Genomic DNA, 14,248 nt, shown 5'->3' on the forward strand with positions numbered 1-14,248 from the left:
GGGTAGCGGTTGACGTCGAATCCATCAGCGCAGGCGAATCACGAACGGGTCCTGCATTGCCCCCGAGTAATCGATCACGACGTTCTTCAGACGCGAGAACTCCCGCATCACTTCGAAGCCGCCGCGTCGGCCGTAACCGCTGTGTTTGGTGCCGCCGTTGGCCGACATGTACGCCGCCGAGCGGTAGGTGTTGATCCAGACCGTGCCGGCTTCCACGTCGCGGGCGAAGCGCATGGCGCGGTCGATGTCCCGCGTCCAGATACCGGCGGCCAGACCGTACTCGGTCGCGTTCGCCAGCTGGATCAGTTCGGCTTCGTCGGAGAACGGCATCACGCCGACCACCGGCCCGAAAATCTCTTCCTGCATGAAGCGCATTTCGTTGCGCGCCTGCGTCATCACGGTCGGCTCGTAATACCAGCCGCCCGCCAGGTCGTCGCGCGCCGGACGCTGCCCGCCGGCGGCTACACGGGCCCCTTCCTGAAGACCCGACGCCACGTAGCCCTCGACCTTGTCCAGTTGCGAGGCCAGCGCCAGCGGACCGATGTCGGTGTCTTCGTGCGTGGGATGCCCGACGCGCACACGACGCGTACGCTCGACCAGCGCCTCGACGAACCGGTCGTACACCGACGCCTCCACGAAGCAGCGCGAACCTGCCACGCACGTCTGCCCGGCGGCAGCGAACACGCCGGAGACCACGCCGTTCACGGCGCGCTCGATGTCCACGTCGCCGAACACCACGTGCGGCGACTTGCCGCCCAGTTCCATCTGACACGGCACGAGGTTCTGCGCGGCGTTACCTGCGATCTTGCGACCCGTGACGGTGCTGCCCGTGAACACGTATTTGGCGATGCCGGGGTGACGCGTCAACGCGTCGCCGGTCGTGATGCCGTCGCCCGTCACCACATTGACGACGCCCGGCGGAATCCCGGCTTCGATCACCAGTTCGGCCAGCGCGAGCGTGGAGGCCGTGGCGTGCTCCGACGGCTTCACCACGATGGTGTTGCCGATCGCCAGGCAAGGCGCGAGCGTGCCGGTCAGCATCATCAGCGGCGAATTCCACGGAATGATCATGCCGACCACGCCGATGGGCTCGCGGGTGTTGAAGTTCAGCGTATCGAGCTTGTTGACGGGGATGGTGTCGCCTTGCAGCTTGTCGGCCATGCCGGCGAAATACGCATACGAGTCGGGAATCGCGCGCATCTGCGCCCGCATTTCCTTGAGCAGCTTGCCGTTGTCGCGGCACTCGATGGCGGCGAGCGCGTCGGCGTTGGCGAGTACGAGTTCGCCGAGCTTGCGCACGAGCTTGCCGCGCTCGGTCTGCGTCATGCGTCGCCACGCGGGGTTGACCAGCGCCGCCTGCGCCGAGCGCACGGCACGGTCGACATCGGTCGCGTCGGCCTGCGCGAACTCGTACCATGCACGGCCGGTCGTCGGGTCATAGCTCGGCACGTACTCGTTGCTGTGCGGCGCGGTGAACTGCCCGTCAATAAACAACTGCTGGCGAGATCCCTCCAGCGTTTGCATCGTCGTTTGCATCGATTGACTCCAGAATCAGACTTGCGAGAGTTGTGTCCACGGCTGCGCGTCGCTCACCATCGCGATACGGCCGCCGTCGTGGGAATCCATGTAGATGCCGAAGTGGCCGCCGGCGGTTTCGCGCACGTAGCGGCGCACCATCGAACGAATCTCGCGCGAGGCGATGTCGTCGAAGGGCAACTGGTCGAAGGGGAAGAAACGGAAGTTCGGCGGCAAATCGTCCGGCGAGAACGGCTCGGCCAGACGTGCGCGATACATCAGATAGCCGGGGTCGCTCTCCGCTGTGTCGAACACCGAGTAGAGGAACGTGTCGTGCGGCACCAGCGCCAGCTCACCGCCACCGGCGAGCGGCAGACGCCCCTTCGCCAGACGACGCGGCGCGCTGGGCAACACCCAGCCGCCCTTGCCGTCCTGTGCGAGCAGCAGGCTGCCGTTCGCGTCGATCAGGTAGCCGACGATCATGTCGTGCGACGACAGCCAGCCCGGCGGCAGCGGGTCTTTCACATGGGCGTAGCGGCCCCGGCAGAAGCCCAGCGGCGCGGCCGGACTCGTGCCGAATGCCTGAATCTGACCGATCAGCACGACGTGATCGCCCGCATCGACGCGGTTGTGCACGGTGCAGTCGAACCACGTCAGGCAGTCGGTCAAGACCGGCGCGCCGGTGTGGACGACGTCATGCCCCACGGTCGTGAATTTTTCCGCCGACTTCGACGCGAACAGATTCGACACGTCGGTTTGCCCGTCGTGCAGCAAATTGACGGCGAAGTGCTCCGTGCTCTGGAACGCCGGATAGCTCGCGGCGCTCTTGCCGATGCACACCAGCAGCAGCGGCGGATCGAGCGAGACGGACGTGAAGGAGTTGGCGGTCATGCCGCGCGGGCGACCCTCGTCGTCGAGCGTCGTGACGACGGTCACGCCCGTCACGAACGTGCCGAGCGCGCGGCGCAGGGCTACCGGGTCGATGCTCGAGAGCGCGGGAGCGCCGGGATCGGTCGCCGGGTGCTGCGGGTGCTTCGGGTCCTGCGGGCTCTGTTGGGCGACAGCTTGCATGTCGTTCACCTCGAAACGTCATTACGTTGAGGTCAACGATATGCGAGGACTTTTTTGTCAGCTTCCGTCGATTCGCAGGAGAAGCGCGATCATTTACTCTCGATTGCGCGGCAGGGTTTTCATGGATGCCCGCCCCGCGCGCCGCCATTCGTCAGCGTATGCAGATGAATGGCAAGCTCTGCCGCGAAGCGACGCTCCGGCGTCTCCACGTCGATACCGAACAATTCCTGGATGCGCGCCAGCCGGTAGCGCAGCGTGGTGACGTGCAGCCCCATCGCATCGGCGCACGGCTGGCTGCGACAACCGGAGCGCAGGTATTCCGCGAGCGTCTCGAGATAAGGCGACCCCGATTGCCGGTCATGCTCGACGAGCTTGCCGATCGTGCCGTCGACGAAGCCGTGAACGTCTGACGAATCGGCCGCGCCCATGAGCATCGGCAACGGCCCGAGGCCCGGCATGTCGAGCGGCCCGCTACGACCGAACTTGCGCGCCACGCGAATCATGCGCCAGCAGCGCTCCCACTCCCGCGCCAGCGGCTCCAGTCCTTCGCACACGTCGCTCATCACGACGATCGGCTCGCGTCCGAGCGAGCGGGCGAGCGCGTCGCTCATGCGCCGGGCCAGACGGGCAAGGGCCGCGTCGTCGGTCGAGCCGTCCTGCGGCACCAGACAGACCAGCCCGCCGCCGACCGTCACGATATGCATCGGCACGTTCAACTGCCGTGCCAGCAATTCAACGGTACTGTGACTCTCCAGCGAGAGATGACCTGCGGCACGCCCTGCGTCGGCAGCATCGCCCCTCGCCCGTTGATCGGGATAGTCGACGACCATCATGCGCAGCGGCGCATCAAGCGCAACACCCAGACGCCGGGCGCGGCCAAGCACGTCGTCCTCGTCGCGCCAGCGGCGCTCGACGATCTCGAAAAACAGTTCGGTCAGCGTGCGCGTCTCGAAGCGAAAACGCACTACGCTGCGCATCAGTTGCACGCTCAACGCAAAGCGAGCGCTCTCCAGCAGCAGTTGCTGAAGGTCGCTCAGCGCGTCTGCGCCAAACGTGAGCAGCGCGCCGACGAGGTCGTCATCGACCGTGAGCGGTTCGATGGCCGCGCTCACCGTGGCTTGTCCTGACTGGCGTCCCGGCGGCAGGAGCGGCACGTCCAGACGTGTCTGGCGGTAGCGTTGCAGCGCGTCGCGCACCGTGCCGCCGAGTTCGCGTCCCTGCGCGCCGGACAGCCATCGGGTCCACGCGGCGGCGTCCATCTGCGCAGGCACGGGCGACGACGAGGCGTGCCACTGATTCGCGAGGAAATCGATGACGAGCACCGGGCGGCCGATCAGCTCGCCCAGCGACGTCGTCAACTGATCGAGCGAGCCGCCGGCGAGCACGTCGGCCAGCAGTGCGCGCTGTGCTTCGAGCGTGCGTTGCAGCCGCTCGTGCGCCATGGCCTGCGCACGCTGACGATGCGCGCGCTCGACGGCAATCGCGCCGAGGTGCACGACCGTCGACATGAACGTCAGGTCGTCTTCGCCAACGTCACGCACCGTGCGCGACGCGACCGTCAGTACCATCGGCCGGCCTTCCGTATCGCGCGACGCCATCGGCAACACCAGCACCGTGCGGTAGCCGCGCTCATGCGCTTCACGGCGATAACCGGGGAATTGCGTGCTCTCGAGAGCGTCGCGAATATAGACGGGTTCGTTGGTCTGCAACGCAATGAGCGACGGACTGGTGGCCAGCTCCCAGCGGTCTTCGACGTGCTGCGGCAGCATGCTCGTCTCGAAGCGCGTGATCACGAGTCCATAGCCGTGCGCGAGATCGATGCTCATGACCGAGCCGAGGTCCCAGCCGCCTTGCTGCACTGCGCCACGCACAAGGTCGCGGAACAGGGCTTCGATGTCTTCGTCGTTGCTGATCTGACTGGCGACATGGCGCAGGGCCATGAGCCGTTGATGATGTTCCGGCATTGCTTGTCTCCTTGCCTGCCCAAAAAATCTACACCAAAGCGTCGGAAGAAAAAAAAGATCTTCCGACGTTCCGACGGAAGACCTGCCCAATCTGTCGCAATAGCATGGGTCTCATCGGCAAACCGTCGACGTTTTCCCCGACCGTTGTCACGTTTTCCCTAGGTGCCGCGTCATGTCGCGGCACCCGTCCATGAGGCCACCAAGCCGCCGCGTCGCTTCTTCGACATCGCCGAACGGCGACGGCATCGCTATTGCAGTGCAACAGGAGACACCCGTGAAACAAGAGCTTCGCAAGATCGCAACGTACGTCGAGACCACCTATCGCGAAGGCGGCAAGGCGGCGGACAAACCGGTGACGACGGTCGTCGTTGCCGCCGTGATCCGCAATCCGTGGGCCGGTCAGGGCTTCGTGGAAAACCTTCGCCCCGAGATCCTTCGCCTCGCGCCCGAACTGGGCGCGCTGATGACGCAACGTCTGGTCGAGGTCATGCCCGGCGAGCGCGTGGAGGCCTACGGCAAGGCCGCAGTCGTGGGGACGAACGGCGAAATCGAACACGCGTCGGCGATCATCCACACGCTGCGCTTCGGCAACCTGTTCCGCACGGCCGTGAACGGCACGGCGTTCCTGCCGTTCACCAACACGCGCGTCGGCCCCGGCACGCTCGTCTCGGTGCCGATGATCCACAAGTCGGAGACGGGCAAGCGCTCGCACTTCATCACGGCGACGTTCCAGATGACCGATGCGCCCGCGCCGGACGAGATCCTGCTGGCCATCGGTGCATCGGACGGCGGGCGCATCCATCCGCGTATCGCCGATCGCTTCCAGGACATGGAAGAGATGGCGAGCGACGCCGCCTCCACCGACACCGCCACCGCCTGATCGAGCGTGACGATGCCGTCCGTCATTGCCTTCCTGAGCCGGATGCCTGCGGACTACCAGCGTCCGTACCTCGACGCGCTGCGTGCCGCGCTACCCGACGACATCGTCGCGCCGCTCGCGGCGTTGTCCCCGTCGCAACGCGCGCAGGCGCCGATCGCCATCGTCGCGAATCCGGACCCGGCGGACGTCGCGGCGCTGCCCGGCCTGCTGTGGATCCAGAGCCTGTGGGCCGGGGTCGAGTCGCTGGTCGCGGCGCTCCCGGCCCACAGCCCGCCGACCATGCGTCTGGTCGACCCTGAGATGTCGCGCACCATGGCCGAGGCGGTGCTCGCCTGGACCTATTACCTGCAACGCGACATGCCTCGTTACGCGCGTCAGCAGACGCAGCGCGTGTGGGTGCAGCAGACGTATCGCAAGCCGTCGCAGACGACCGTCGGCCTGCTCGGCCTCGGCGAACTCGGGCAAGCGGCGGCGGCGCGTCTGCGTGACGCGGGCTTCGTCGTGCGGGGGTGGAGCCGGTCGCCGAAGACACTCGACGGCATCGAGACGCTCTCCGGCGACGACGGGCTGGGCGCGATGCTCGCGACGGCGGACATCGTCATCAGCCTGATTCCGCTGACCGCGCAGACGCGCGGCATGCTCGACGCCACGCGCCTCGGCCGCATGAAGCCGGGCGCTGCGCTCATCAACTTCTCGCGCGGGCCGGTCGTGGTCACGCAGGCGTTGCTCGATGCGCTCGACCGGGGTCATCTCTCGCACGCCGTGCTCGACGTGTTCGACGTGGAGCCGCTGCCCATCGATTCCTCGCTGTGGGATCACCCGCGTGTGACGGTATTGCCGCACATCTCGGCGCCGACCGATCATGAAACGGCAGCACAGGTAATCGCGGGCAACATCCGCGATTTCCGGGCCACGGGACGCGTTCCGGGCAACGTCGATATGACGCGGGGATACTGAGCATGCGTCGCGATCCCGCCGCCCTTCCTCTCCCCAGCGCCCACGATGCGCCCGCGCTCCCGCCGCGCGTGTATCCGACGGTCGACTTTCAACGCGACGGCATTCAGCACGGCTTTCTGAAAGTCCCGCACTCGAACGATGCCAGCGCATGGGGCGCCGTGATGGTGCCGATCACCGTCATTCGTCGCGGCAACGGCCCCGTCGCGTTGCTCACCGGGGGCAACCATGGCGACGAATACGAAGGCCCCATCGTGCTGTCGCGACTGGCGAACACACTGAAGACACGCGATGTGAGCGGGACCGTGATCATCGTCCCCTTCATGAACGCCCCGGCCGTGCAGGCGGGCAAGCGCACGTCGCCCCTCGACGGCGGCAACCTCAACCGCGCGTTTCCGGGACGCCCCGACGGCACGGTGACCGAGCGCATCGCCGATTACTTCTCGCGCTGTCTGCTGCCGATGGCGGACGTCGTGCTCGACATCCACTCCGGGGGCCGCACGCTCGACTTCGTACCGTTTGCCGCCATCCACGAACTCGACGACGCCGAACAGCAGGCCCGATGCGACGCCGCCATGCGCGCGTTCGGTGCGCCGTATGCGCTGCGCATGCGCGACCCCGATTCGCACGGCCTTTACGACAATGCGGCGGAAGCCCAGGGCAAGGTGTTCGTGACGACCGAACTCGGCGGTGGCGGAACGGCGAGCGCACGCAACGTCGCCATTGCGCATCGCGGTGTGTACGGCGTGCTGGTGCAGGCGGGCATCGTGCCGCCGGACGTTGCGTGGCGCGACGGTGCGGAGCCGTCGGACGCACACGCGTCGGTGCAGCTCACAATGCCCGACGACGATTGCTACGTGGCGAGCGAGCACGACGGCCTGCTCGAAATGCTGCACGACCTCGGCACGACGGTGAGGCGCTGCGACGTCGTCGCGCGCATCCACGACATCACCCGCACAGGGACGCCGCCGGTCGAGTATCGGGCGAAGCGCGATGGTATGCTGATCGGCCGACACTTTCCGGGGCGCATCGGCATTGGCGACACGCTGTGTGTGCTGGCGGACGTTCCATCGGGCGTTCCATTGGACGCTTGATCGCACGCTCAGCCGGCGCATTGCGCAAACGCTGTCGTTACGGGGCCGTATCTGCGGCCCCTTGGCGTCTCTTTTGCGCCCCCTACTGAAGCGCTCCGCCTATGGTGAAACTCGACCGTTTCGACATCGCAATCCTCCGCGTGCTCGCGCGTGAGGGTCGCATCACGAAGTCCCGTCTGGCCGAACTCATCCACTTGTCCGTCTCCCCCACATGGGAGCGCGTGCAACGTCTGGAGGCGGCGGGCGTCATTCGCGGCTATCGCGCCGACGTCGACTGGAGCGGCGTGGTGCAGGTCAGCCGCATCATCGTGGAAATCACACTTTCACGGCACACCGCCCACGACATGAACCGCTTCGAGGCGCGGCTGCGCGACGCCCCGGAAGTCGTGCAATGCCACGCCACCGGCGGCGGGGTGGACTACATCGTGCATGTGCTCACGCGAGACATCGATCATTACCAGCGTTTCATCGACGATCTGCTCATGGCCGACTACGGCATCGAGCGCTACTTCACTTACATCGTCACCAAGGTCGTAAAGGACTCGACGGACACGATGCCCGCCTGGGTCGACGCGGACTGAACGTCGTCCGGCAAACGCTTTCGGCGGCACGCCGGTAAATCAGAAGAAAAGCGAAGTCCGCACCGTCCGAACAGAAAAAACACCGGCACGATGCCCCCGACAATCTCTGCATGACGAACGAACGCCATGTCAGGAGATTGCCGATGTTGCTCGACCACCCGGTGCTGTTCAAATCGCTGTGCTACATCGGCGGACGCTGGACGCATAGCGACGATGCCGCGTCCATCGCCGTCGTCGATCCCGCCGACCAGTCGACGCTGGGGCACGTACCGCTGCTCACGCGCGATCAGATCCGCAGCGCCGTCGATGCCGCCGAGCGGGCTTTCGCCGAGTGGCGCTGGACACCCGCCAACACGCGCGCCGCTGCGCTACTGCGCTGGCATGCACTGATCCAGCATCACGCCGAAGACCTCGCCGTCCTGCTCTCGCACGAGCAAGGCAAACCGCTGCACGAAGCGCGCGGCGAGATCGGCTACGGCGCCTCGTTCATCGAGTGGTATGCCCATGAGGGCCGTCGTCTCGACGGACGCAGCATCACCTCGCATATCGATGGCGCGCAACTGGGCACGGTGCGCGAGCCGGTCGGCGTCGCCGCGCTCATCACGCCGTGGAACTTCCCCTTCGCGATGATCACGCGCAAGGCAGCCGCCGCGCTCGCCGCCGGGTGTCCGGTCGTCGTAAAGCCCGCGCACGAGACACCATTCAGTGCACTGGCGCTCGCGCAACTGGCAGACGAAGCGGGCCTGCCGCCGGGGGTATTGAACGTGGTGCTGGGCGAGCCGGACATGGCCATGCGCACCCTCGTGGGCGACACCCGCGTGCGGGCCGTCAGCTTCACGGGATCGACGCGCGTGGGTCAACTGGTCGCACAGGCCGCGGCGGCCAGCGGCGTGAAGAAGCTCGCGCTCGAACTCGGCGGCAACGCACCGTTCATCGTGCTCGACGACGTGGATCTCGACGCGGCCGTGCGCATCGCCGTCGCCGCAAAGTTCCAGACGTCCGGACAGGATTGCTGTGCAGCGAACCGGATCTTCGTTGCCCGCGCCCGCTACGGCGCATTCGTTGATCGCTACACGCAGGCGGTTGCGCGGTTGCGTGTCGGCCCGGCGTTCTCCGGCGAGGCCGACGTCGGTCCGCTCATGCATCAGGCCGCGTTCGACGCGACAGCCGCCCGCGTGGAAGACGCGCGTCGTCAGGGCGCGCAGATCACCGTCGGTGGCGAGCCGCATCCGCTGGGCGGCTGGTTCTACCGTCCGACCGTCGTCGCCGACGCCGCCCCCGGCATGCGCATCTACGACGAAGAGAATTTCGGCCCGATCTCGGCCGTGTGCGCCTTCGATTCGCTGGATGAAGTCGTCGCTCGCGCCAACGACACCGAGTACGGCCTGGCCGCCTATGTCTGCGGACGACGCGTCGACGAGATCTTCACGCTGATCCGCCGTCTCGACTTCGCGATGGTCAGCGTCAACGGCGTGAAGTTCACCGGCGCGCCGGTGCCGTTCGGCGGCATGAAGGCCTCGGGCCTCGGTCGCGAAGGCAGCACCGACGGGTTCGAACCCTTCACCGAAACGAAGTACTTCTGCCTTGGCAACCTCGGCATTCCCGTCCACCACGGCTGATGGGATTGCCGCCCCGCCGCTTTCCCTTTTTCACCCTTTCGCCTCACCTCACCGATATCCAGGAGACGCCTCATGACCGCCTCGACCGAGCAATGGTTCGCGCAGGACCGCGCCCACTTCATGCACCCCTCCACGCATGCCGCCGATCACGCGAGCGGCACGCTGCCCGGCAAGATCATCCGCACCGCGCAAGGCCTGCACATCGAAGACCACGAGGGACGCCGCTATCTCGACGCCTTCGCCGGCCTGTACTGCGTGAACATCGGCTATGGCCGCACGGAAGTGGCGGACGCCATTCACAAGCAGGCCTCGTCGCTCGCCTATTACCACACGTATGTCGGCCATTCGACCGACGCCATCATCGAGCTGTCGAAGCGCATCATCGACTGGTCGCCTGCCGGCATGAAGAAGGTCTACTACGGCTTGTCCGGCTCGGACGCCAACGAAACGCAGATCAAGATCGTCTGGTACTACAACAACGTGCTCGGCCGCCCGCAAAAGAAGAAGATCATTTCGCGCGATCGCGGGTATCACGGCTCCGGCATCGTCACCGGCAGCCTGACGGGCCTGCCGAGTTTCCATCAGCACTTCGACCTGCCGGTCGAGCGCGTACATCACACCGTCTGCCCGCATTGGTACCGCAAGGCGCCGGCAGGCATGAGCGAGTCGGCGTTCGTCGCCCATTGCGTCGAGGAACTGGAAAAGCTCATCGCGCGCGAAGGCGCGGACACGATCGCCGCCTTCATCGGCGAGCCGGTCATGGGCACGGGCGGGATCATCGCGCCGCCGGCCGGCTACTGGGACGCGATTCAGGCCGTGCTGCGCCGCCACGACATTCTGCTGATCGCCGACGAAGTGGTCTGCGGCTTCGGACGTCTGGGCTCGCCCATGGGGTCGCAGCACTACGGCATGACGCCCGACCTCATCACCATCGCCAAGGGGCTGACGAGCGCGTACGCGCCGCTCTCGGGGGTGATCGTCGGCGAGCGCGTGTGGGACGTGATCGAGCGCGGCTCGCGCGAAAGCGGCCCGATGGGGCACGGCTGGACGTATTCCGGGCACCCGATCTGCGCGGCCGCCGCGCTCGCCAACCTCGACATTCTCGAGCGCGAGAACCTCACGCAGAACGCGGCTGACGTCGGCAAGTACTTCGGCGAGAAGCTGCATGCGGCATTCGACGCGCATCCGCTCGTGGGCGAAGTGCGTAACGTCGGCATGCTGGCGGCAGTGGAATTCATGGCCGATGGTGCGGCGCGTCAGCCGTTCGACGCCGCCATGAAGGTCGGCCCGCGCGTGTCGGCCGCAGCCCTCGCACGCGGCATGATTGCGCGCGCCATGCCGCACGGCGACATTCTCGGCTTCGCGCCGCCGCTGATCGCCACGCGCGCCGACGTCGACGAGATGGTCAGCATCGCGCGGGCCGCGGTGGACGACGTCGCCACTCAGGTGCTGCGCTAACGCTGTCGCTATCGCGGCATGACGGCGCGCCTCCCCACGGGAAGCAGCACGTTGCGCCCGCCGTCTCCATCGGTTCGTAGGATGACCGCGAATTTCGGCGCGTCTTTAATGGGATGACACGGTGGTCCGCACCACAGACGTTGCGGACCGCCCCTCCCTTCCCCTACCGCCCGAGGTGCCGCGCATGTCCAACGAATCGCTGATCGAGGCCGATCGCCAGTTTCTGATCCATCCCGTAGCCGACTACCGCGCACACGAAGCGCAGGGGGCGACGATCCTCACCAGCGGCAATGGCGCATGGCTGCATGACGCCGACGGCAACGCGCTGCTCGACGGCTTCGCCGGGCTGTGGTGCGTGAATACCGGCTACGGACAGGCGTCCATCGTGAAAGCGGCGACCGAGCAATTGAATCGTCTGCCGTACGCCACGGGTTACTTCGGCTTCGCATCGGCACCGGCCATCACGCTGGCGCAAAAGCTCGTGGCGCTCGCGCCCCCGTCGTTGCAGCACGTGTACTTCACGCTCGGCGGGTCGGATGCCGTCGACGCCGCCGTACGCTTCATCACCCACTACTACAACGCCATCGGCAAGCCGTCCAGGAAGCATTTCATTGCGCTGGAGCGCGGCTATCACGGATCGTCGTCGACCGGCGCCGGGCTGACGGCACTGCCTGCCTTCCACCGCAACTTCGATCTGCCGCTGCCGACGCAGCATCACATCCCGTCGCCCTACCCGTACCGCAGCGCCACGCCGGACGATCCGCAGGCGATCATCGCCGCCTCGGTGGCAGCCCTCGAAGCGAAGGTCGGCGAACTGGGCGCCGAACACGTCGCGGCCTTCTTCTGCGAGCCGGTGCAGGGCTCGGGCGGTGTGATCGTGCCGCCCAAGGGCTGGTTGCGCGCCATGCGCGACGCGTGCAAGCGGCTCGACATCCTGTTCGTCGCAGACGAAGTCATCACCGGCTTCGGGCGTACCGGCCCGATGTTCGCGTGCGAAGCGGAAGACGTCTCGCCCGATCTGATGACGCTTGCCAAAGGGCTGACCGCCGGCTACGCGCCGATGGGCGCGGTGCTGATGTCGGACGCCATCTATCAAGCCATTGCCGACGCCGCGAAAGGCTCGCCCATCGGACATGGTCAGACGTACTCGGCACATCCGGTAAGCGCGGCCATCGGGCTTGCCTGCCTGAAGCTGTATGACGAGGGCGGTTTGCTGGCGAACGGTCAGGCGCAGGCCGCCACCTTCGCGCTCGGACTCGACGCCCTGCTCGATCACCCGCTCGTGGGCGATTCGCGTCATCGCGGGTTGCTCGGCGCGCTCGAACTCGTCGCGGACAAGACGACGCGCCAGCGCTTCGATCCGTCGCTCAAGCTGCATGAACGCATCGGCGCGGCGGCATATCGCAACGGCGTGATCTTCCGCGCGTTCGGCGACAACATCCTCGGCTTCGCGCCCGCGTTGTGCTACACCGCGGAAGACTTCGCCGAGCTGTTCTCGCGCGTGCGCGCCACACTGGACGACGTGCTCGAAGCGGCCGACGTGCGCGCCGCACTTCGGGCCTGAACCTTCACGAATCACGGATACGCCCCCGATCACCCGAATCCCCGGAGACACGCTCGTATGTCGCTTTCCCTGTCACGCCCCGATTTGATGCGCCGTCAGAACCTGATCAACGGCGAATGGACCGACGCCCGCGACGCCGGTCATTACCCGGTTCTTGACCCGGCCAGCGACGCCCTGCTGGTCGACGTTGCCGATAGCACTGCCGTCGACGCGCGCGCCGCCACCGACGCCGCCTACCGCGCGCTGCCCGCCTGGCGCGCCAGGCTGCCACGCGAGCGCGCCGAAGTGCTCAAGCGCTGGCACGCGCTGATTCTGGCGAACGCCGACGATCTCGCCCGCCTGATCTCGCTCGAACAGGGCAAGCCGCTGTCGGAGGGACGCGGTGAAGTCTTGTACGGCGCGTCGTACGTGGACTGGTTCGCAGGCGAAGCGACACGGGTCTACGGCGACATCATCCCCCAGCAACAGCCGGGCAAACGCATGACGGCGGTCAAGGAACCGGTCGGGGTCGTTGCCGCCATCACGCCGTGGAACTTCCCGCTCGCCATGATCGCGCGCAAGATCGCCCCGGCGCTGGCCGTGGGCTGCACAGTCGTCGCCAAGCCCGCCGAAGACACGCCGCTGACCGCGCTCGCGCTGGCGGCACTGGCTGTCGAGGCGGGCGTGCCGCCGGGAGTGCTCAACATGATTACCGCATCTCGCACGCGCGGCATCGAGGCCGTCGCCGACTGGCTTGCCGACGAGCGCGTGCGCAAGGTGACGTTCACCGGCTCGACGGCCGTGGGCATTCATCTGGCGCGCGAATCGGCGGGCACGCTCAAGAAACTCTCGCTCGAACTCGGCGGCAATGCGCCGTTCATCGTCTTCGACGACGCCGATCTGGACGCCGCCGTCGTAGGCCTGATGGCATCGAAATTCCGCAACGGCGGGCAGACCTGCGTGTGCCCGAACCGCGTGTATGTGCAGGCCGGTGTCTACGAGCAGTTCGCCGCGTTGCTGGCCAAACGCGTGGAAGCGCTGCACGTCGCCCCGGCAAGCGACGCCAATGCGCAGATCGGTCCCATGATCAATCGTCGCGCGGTGGAGAAGATCGAGCGCCATGTCGACGATGCCCTGTCGCACGGCGCACGCGCGCTGACCGGCGGCAAGACGTTGCCGTCGCTCGGGCCGCACTACTTCGCGCCGACCGTGCTGGCCGACGTCACCGACAGCATGCTCGTCAGTCAGGAAGAAACGTTCGGGCCGGTGGTGCCGCTGTTCCGCTTCGAAAGCGAGGACGAAGTGATTGCGCGCGCCAACGACACGCCGTTCGGGCTGGCCGCCTACTTCTACACGCAGAACATGCGTCGCGCCGAACGCGTGGCGCGACGCCTCGAAGCCGGTGTGATCGGCATTAACGAAGGCGCGGTATCGAGTGAGGCTGCGCCGTTCGGTGGGGTGAAAGCGTCCGGATACGGCCGCGAAGGATCGAAGTACGGACTCGACGACTACCTGTCGATCAAGTACGTCTGTCAGGGCGGACTGGACTGATTGTCGTCGGCTTGCGGC

General features: G+C 66.6%; 11 protein-coding genes. 8 read left to right on the forward strand and 3 right to left on the reverse strand.

From position 1 onward, the window contains the following. Positions 1–24: 24 nt before the first annotated feature. The 3 genes from PCA20602_RS24210 to PCA20602_RS24220 form a co-directional block, all read right to left on the reverse strand. Entirely contained in the window at positions 25–1,536 is a 1,512-nt protein-coding gene (locus PCA20602_RS24210) for an aldehyde dehydrogenase (protein ID WP_069341371.1), read from the reverse strand. A 15-nt stretch (positions 1,537–1,551) separates the two neighbouring features. Further along, a complete protein-coding gene (locus tag PCA20602_RS24215; protein ID WP_150723355.1) occupies positions 1,552–2,586 on the reverse strand; it encodes a flavin reductase in 1,035 nt (344 codons plus the stop codon). A gap of 119 nt (positions 2,587–2,705) precedes the next feature. After that, a complete protein-coding gene (locus PCA20602_RS24220) occupies positions 2,706–4,550 on the reverse strand; it encodes a helix-turn-helix domain-containing protein (protein ID WP_150723356.1) in 1,845 nt (614 codons plus the stop codon). Positions 4,551–4,824: 274 nt separating this feature from the next. On the opposite strand from PCA20602_RS24220, the gene PCA20602_RS24225 reads away from it, so the two are divergent. The 8 genes from PCA20602_RS24225 to PCA20602_RS24260 all read left to right on the forward strand — a co-directional run bounded on the left by PCA20602_RS24225 (position 4,825) and on the right by PCA20602_RS24260 (position 14,230). Continuing rightward, positions 4,825–5,430: an amino acid synthesis family protein gene (locus PCA20602_RS24225; protein ID WP_174981545.1), complete on the forward strand. Its 606-nt coding sequence runs from the start codon at positions 4,825–4,827 to the stop codon at positions 5,428–5,430. A gap of 12 nt (positions 5,431–5,442) precedes the next feature. Beyond that, positions 5,443–6,387: a 2-hydroxyacid dehydrogenase gene (locus PCA20602_RS24230; RefSeq protein WP_150723358.1), complete on the forward strand. Its 945-nt coding sequence runs from the start codon at positions 5,443–5,445 to the stop codon at positions 6,385–6,387. A 2-nt stretch (positions 6,388–6,389) separates the two neighbouring features. Beyond that, on the forward strand, positions 6,390–7,478 hold the full coding sequence (gene doeB, locus PCA20602_RS24235; protein ID WP_150723359.1) for a N(2)-acetyl-L-2,4-diaminobutanoate deacetylase DoeB: 1,089 nt from the start codon (positions 6,390–6,392) through the stop codon (positions 7,476–7,478). Positions 7,479–7,579: 101 nt separating this feature from the next. Further along, positions 7,580–8,059 carry an Lrp/AsnC family transcriptional regulator gene (locus PCA20602_RS24240; RefSeq protein ID WP_150723360.1) on the forward strand — a complete coding sequence of 160 codons (480 nt, stop codon included), beginning with the start codon at positions 7,580–7,582 and terminating at the stop codon, positions 8,057–8,059. 143 nt (positions 8,060–8,202) lie between these two features. Then, the gene (locus tag PCA20602_RS24245) at positions 8,203–9,678 is read left to right on the forward strand and encodes an NAD-dependent succinate-semialdehyde dehydrogenase (protein WP_150723361.1); all 1,476 of its coding nucleotides are present in this window, start codon (positions 8,203–8,205) and stop codon (positions 9,676–9,678) included. A 72-nt stretch (positions 9,679–9,750) separates the two neighbouring features. Beyond that, positions 9,751–11,136, forward strand: a complete 1,386-nt coding sequence (locus PCA20602_RS24250; RefSeq protein ID WP_150723362.1) for an aspartate aminotransferase family protein — start codon at positions 9,751–9,753, stop codon at positions 11,134–11,136. Between the two features lie 184 nt (positions 11,137–11,320). After that, positions 11,321–12,700, forward strand: coding sequence for an aspartate aminotransferase family protein (locus PCA20602_RS24255; protein WP_150723363.1), 1,380 nt, complete (start codon positions 11,321–11,323; stop codon positions 12,698–12,700). A gap of 57 nt (positions 12,701–12,757) precedes the next feature. Then, positions 12,758–14,230, forward strand: a complete 1,473-nt coding sequence (locus tag PCA20602_RS24260) for an NAD-dependent succinate-semialdehyde dehydrogenase (protein ID WP_150723364.1) — start codon at positions 12,758–12,760, stop codon at positions 14,228–14,230. Positions 14,231–14,248 lie beyond the last annotated feature (18 nt).

The sequence above is a fragment of the Pandoraea capi genome (assembly GCF_902459735.1).
Taxonomy (GTDB): domain Bacteria; phylum Pseudomonadota; class Gammaproteobacteria; order Burkholderiales; family Burkholderiaceae; genus Pandoraea; species Pandoraea capi.

Coding starts and splice junctions, on each gene's coding strand:
- PCA20602_RS24240 (WP_150723360.1), top strand. CDS start 7,580: ATGGTGAAACTCGACCGTTTCGACATCGCAATCCTCCGCGTGCTCGCG.
- PCA20602_RS24220 (WP_150723356.1), bottom strand. CDS start 4,550: ATGCCGGAACATCATCAACGGCTCATGGCCCTGCGCCATGTCGCCAGT.
- PCA20602_RS24245 (WP_150723361.1), top strand. CDS start 8,203: ATGTTGCTCGACCACCCGGTGCTGTTCAAATCGCTGTGCTACATCGGC.
- PCA20602_RS24210 (WP_069341371.1), bottom strand. CDS start 1,536: ATGCAAACGACGATGCAAACGCTGGAGGGATCTCGCCAGCAGTTGTTT.
- PCA20602_RS24250 (WP_150723362.1), top strand. CDS start 9,751: ATGACCGCCTCGACCGAGCAATGGTTCGCGCAGGACCGCGCCCACTTC.
- PCA20602_RS24215 (WP_150723355.1), bottom strand. CDS start 2,586: ATGCAAGCTGTCGCCCAACAGAGCCCGCAGGACCCGAAGCACCCGCAG.
- doeB (WP_150723359.1), top strand. CDS start 6,390: ATGCGTCGCGATCCCGCCGCCCTTCCTCTCCCCAGCGCCCACGATGCG.
- PCA20602_RS24260 (WP_150723364.1), top strand. CDS start 12,758: ATGTCGCTTTCCCTGTCACGCCCCGATTTGATGCGCCGTCAGAACCTG.
- PCA20602_RS24230 (WP_150723358.1), top strand. CDS start 5,443: ATGCCGTCCGTCATTGCCTTCCTGAGCCGGATGCCTGCGGACTACCAG.
- PCA20602_RS24255 (WP_150723363.1), top strand. CDS start 11,321: ATGTCCAACGAATCGCTGATCGAGGCCGATCGCCAGTTTCTGATCCAT.